Annotated in this window: 4 protein-coding genes, 1 tRNA gene and 1 pseudogene; 3 read left to right on the top strand and 3 right to left on the bottom strand. The window is 57.6% G+C overall.

The annotated features are described in order from the left end of the window. Together tuf and ABJO75_RS28050 are read left to right on the top strand one after the other, a co-directional pair. Nucleotides 1-250 (top strand): annotated as a pseudogene (tuf, locus tag ABJO75_RS28055) (elongation factor Tu); the annotation flags it as partial. A 608-nt stretch (nt 251-858) separates the two neighbouring features. Next, nucleotides 859-1,527, top strand: coding sequence for a CatB-related O-acetyltransferase (locus ABJO75_RS28050; RefSeq protein ID WP_348124088.1), 669 nt, complete (start codon nt 859-861; stop codon nt 1,525-1,527). Here ABJO75_RS28050 and ABJO75_RS28045 read toward each other — a convergent pair. Beyond that, nucleotides 1,524-2,207 carry a DUF374 domain-containing protein gene (locus ABJO75_RS28045; protein WP_348124086.1) on the bottom strand — a complete coding sequence of 228 codons (684 nt, stop codon included), beginning with the start codon at nt 2,205-2,207 and terminating at the stop codon, nt 1,524-1,526. The two genes, ABJO75_RS28050 and ABJO75_RS28045, sit on opposite strands and share 4 nt — an antisense overlap. Before the next feature lie 160 nt (nt 2,208-2,367). Here ABJO75_RS28045 and ABJO75_RS28040 point away from each other — a divergent pair. Beyond that, nucleotides 2,368-2,443: transfer RNA gene (locus ABJO75_RS28040), tRNA-Trp, on the top strand. 226 nt (nt 2,444-2,669) lie between these two features. Here ABJO75_RS28040 and ABJO75_RS28035 read toward each other — a convergent pair. Next, a complete protein-coding gene (locus tag ABJO75_RS28035; RefSeq protein ID WP_348124084.1) occupies nt 2,670-2,993 on the bottom strand; it encodes a hypothetical protein in 324 nt (107 codons plus the stop codon). Nucleotides 2,994-3,023: 30 nt separating this feature from the next. Next, nucleotides 3,024-3,149 (bottom strand): transposase (locus ABJO75_RS28030; protein ID WP_333483634.1); only part of this gene is annotated, 126 nt, incomplete at its 5' end.

The raw sequence follows: 3,149 nt of genomic DNA, 5'->3' as shown, positions 1-3,149 counted from the left end.
GACCAAGGATGAAGGTGGCCGTCACACGCCGTTCTTCGCCAACTACCGTCCGCAGTTCTACTTCCGGACCACGGATGTGACCGGCACGGTTGAACTGGCAGAAGGCACCGAGATGGTCATGCCTGGCGACAACGTGTCGTTTGGCGTCGAACTGATCGCCCCGATCGCCATGGAACAAGGCCTCCGCTTCGCCATCCGCGAAGGCGGCCGCACCGTCGGCGCCGGCGTCGTATCCAAAATCCTCGATTGATCGAGGGGGTGCGCAACGGGTGATTGCCTTGCACGGCAATATGTTGTGAATAAGCTCTCCAAAGGCCGCCCGCATCAGGGCGGCCTTTTTTTACACCATTTGTTTGAACGACTGAGGCCGCTGATCTAGGGGCTATCATCGGCATCAGAGATAATCGTCCAAGGTGACGGGCCCGAATTTTTCCAATTCGCGATCAGCCTGAATGGATGGACCCCAGTACGGATCTAGCTGGTCCCGCCATCTTGCGTGCGTTGGCGAAAGACGAGCTCGCATGGGTCAATCTGTCTGCCACGGATCTTGCCAGTGTGGATTGGATCGAGGGTACCTTCTCTATCTGCATGTGCCGTTGCGTGACGCACTGATCGCCGAGACGACCCGTCCGCTTGTCTCCTTGCGTGGCGATGGCGCCGTGGTGATTTCGCGCGGGGTTAATAACAATCCCGGTTCAGAACCGATAGTTATGGTTCCCATCCCGTTGTGGATTGATCCCGCGGGCTTGTGGTCTTGCTAGCGGTCGTGGTGTTGTTGCTATAGCGGTATCGGCGACCCTAAGTTTTGCAATAAACCTTCTCGTACCGATCATTTGGAAGAGCCAGAAAGGCCTATGAATGCCGCAGAGTTTTGCGCCGCCCGATACGGTTTACCCGATCCGCTTGCCCGATGGTTCCGCACATCCGGGCACCGTTTTCTTGTCTGCTGTTCTGCAGCATCCCAGAATCACCGTGGGCGACTATTCCTATGCCAGCGCGTTTGATCCGCCCGCCGACCCTGCCGAATGGGCTGAGCGTCTGGTGCCCTACCTCTTTGACTTCTCGCCCGAACGGCTGGTGATCGGCAGGTTTTGCCAGATCGCCGATGGCGCGACCTTCATCACTGCTTCTGCGCAGCATCGCCATGATGGGTTTTCAAGCTTTCCCTTTGCCATCTTTGACGGAGGTGCGGCGGATGCACGGCCGTCGATGCCTGCGCCGGGGCGGGATACGGTCGTGGGGAATGACGTTTGGATCGGGCAGGGCGCGCGCATTCTGCCCGGTGCGCGAATCGGTTCCGGTGTGATCATCGGCGCAGGCGCGGTGGTTGGCGGTGAAGTGCCGAATTATGCCGTTGTCATCGGTAATCCGGGCAAGGTGCTGCGCTACCGGTTCGAGGCCGAAACCATCGAACGGCTCTTGCAGCTCGCGTGGTGGGATTGGCCTATTGAGCATATATTGAGCCACGAAGCCGCAATTTGCGGTGCCGATTTGCCTGCGCTTGAGGCAACGGCCAACGCGCTTTAGCTACGCCCCGCCGCTAAATCCGCTGCGTCGGTTATCGCATCCAGCGCGAGTTCGAGCTTTTGCCGCAGTGCTTCGGTTTCCTCTTCCGTGGGTCTGCGCGGCACGTCTTCCTGCCATTCTCGGCACATCAGAACGCCGCGCGTGAACGGTGCGGGAAGCCACATCTTGTCCCAGGTGGGAAATGCAACGACTCGCCGTGCGGAGAAGGCGACCACAAACACACGCTTGCCCGAGGTGCGTGCCCATACCAGCGGCACGGTCGACGCGATGCGTGCAGGGCCGCGTGGTCCGTCCGTGGCAATACCGATAGACCAGCCATCCCGCATCCGCCCCAGGACTTCGCGAGACAAGGTGACATGGCGCATATGCGAGGACATCGCGATTGTCGCAAAGCCAAAACGCGCCTGAACCTGACCGGCCATACGCCCTGCACGTGCTGCCGAAGTGAGCGAACAGATTTTGCCCAGGTCCAAGTTGAAGAGATAAGGTGCCATCATCAGGCGTTGATGCCAGAGTGCCACGATTACCGGCTCGCCTTCCGCGAGCACTTCGTCCATCGCCCCGAATCCCTGCCGCTCCCATCGCGAGGTGCGATAGGCAAATCGGATATAGGCAGCAAATACCCCCTCGATCGCCGCGTTAAACCACGCGCTGTCTGCAATTTTTTTTCGCAGGCTCACCTATTGCTCCCGTCTACTTTACCGCCGTCATACGCAATCCGGGCGGCGGCGGGAATGGCTCTGATCGTACTGTGTTTAAATTGCCAAACCTTCTGTTGCATCACGGGGCCATTTCTCTCTTGCCCCTCCGAGCGCCTTGGCATAGGACAACCACGGCCTTAGGGGTATAGCTCAGCTGGTAGAGCGACGGTCTCCAAAACCGTAGGTCGCGGGTTCGAACCCTGCTGCCCCTGCCAATCTCACAGAATTTGTGCCAATGGAGCATAAGCGTGCAAATTTGGCATGTTCCTTGCAAATCCGTGTCAAGAAGTTTGTTTTTGTCCAGTTCAATTGCCGCAGTGTGCCCTTGAGTGCATTTTTGCAGATGAGATTCGGCGGGTTTCATCGAATGCGCAGCACCGTCGGTATGTCCATTTTGTATTTCTCGGAGGCGCCGGGGTCTTTTTGCAGACAAAACGAATGCTATTTGAGGGCTTCCTCGGCATCCTCACGCACATACAGCGGGCCGAAATCCTCTCCATTTGGCGCAAAAGGATTCACCTTTGCGGACTTCAATTTCACAAGAAGCGTTCTCTTGTGCAGTCCAAACTCTTCTTCCAAGATCTTAAGAGTCACGAAACGGCTGCGGAATTCTCCGATATCGCTTGCTGAGGCATAAACCCTTTCACCGCCCCATTTCGGATGCGGCATACGTGTAGCTGGCGTATGACCGGCGGCCGAAAGACTTTCGAACCAACCTTGTGTACGTATGCCAACTAACCGTCCAAAGGCGGCCGCAGTAATCACAGGGCCGCCCGCAGCCTCTAGGGTCAGGACTCATAGCCAATAGATGACGGTTGCCGCTAGCGCGATTGCGGAGAGGAAGACCTTCGGGCACCTGTCGTATCGGGTCGCGACCCGTCTCCAATCTTTCAACCTGCCGAACATGATCTCGATGCGATT

Origin of the sequence: Sedimentitalea sp. (genome assembly GCF_039973035.1) — a bacterium.
Taxonomy (GTDB): Bacteria; Pseudomonadota; Alphaproteobacteria; order Rhodobacterales; family Rhodobacteraceae; genus Sedimentitalea.
This window is presented reverse-complemented; position numbering and strand designations above follow the sequence as displayed.

What these genes read in the sequence shown, in the direction of transcription:
- ABJO75_RS28050 (WP_348124088.1), top strand. Translation starts at nt 859, where the DNA reads ATGCCGCAGAGTTTTGCGCCGCCCGATACGGTTTACCCGATCCGCTTG.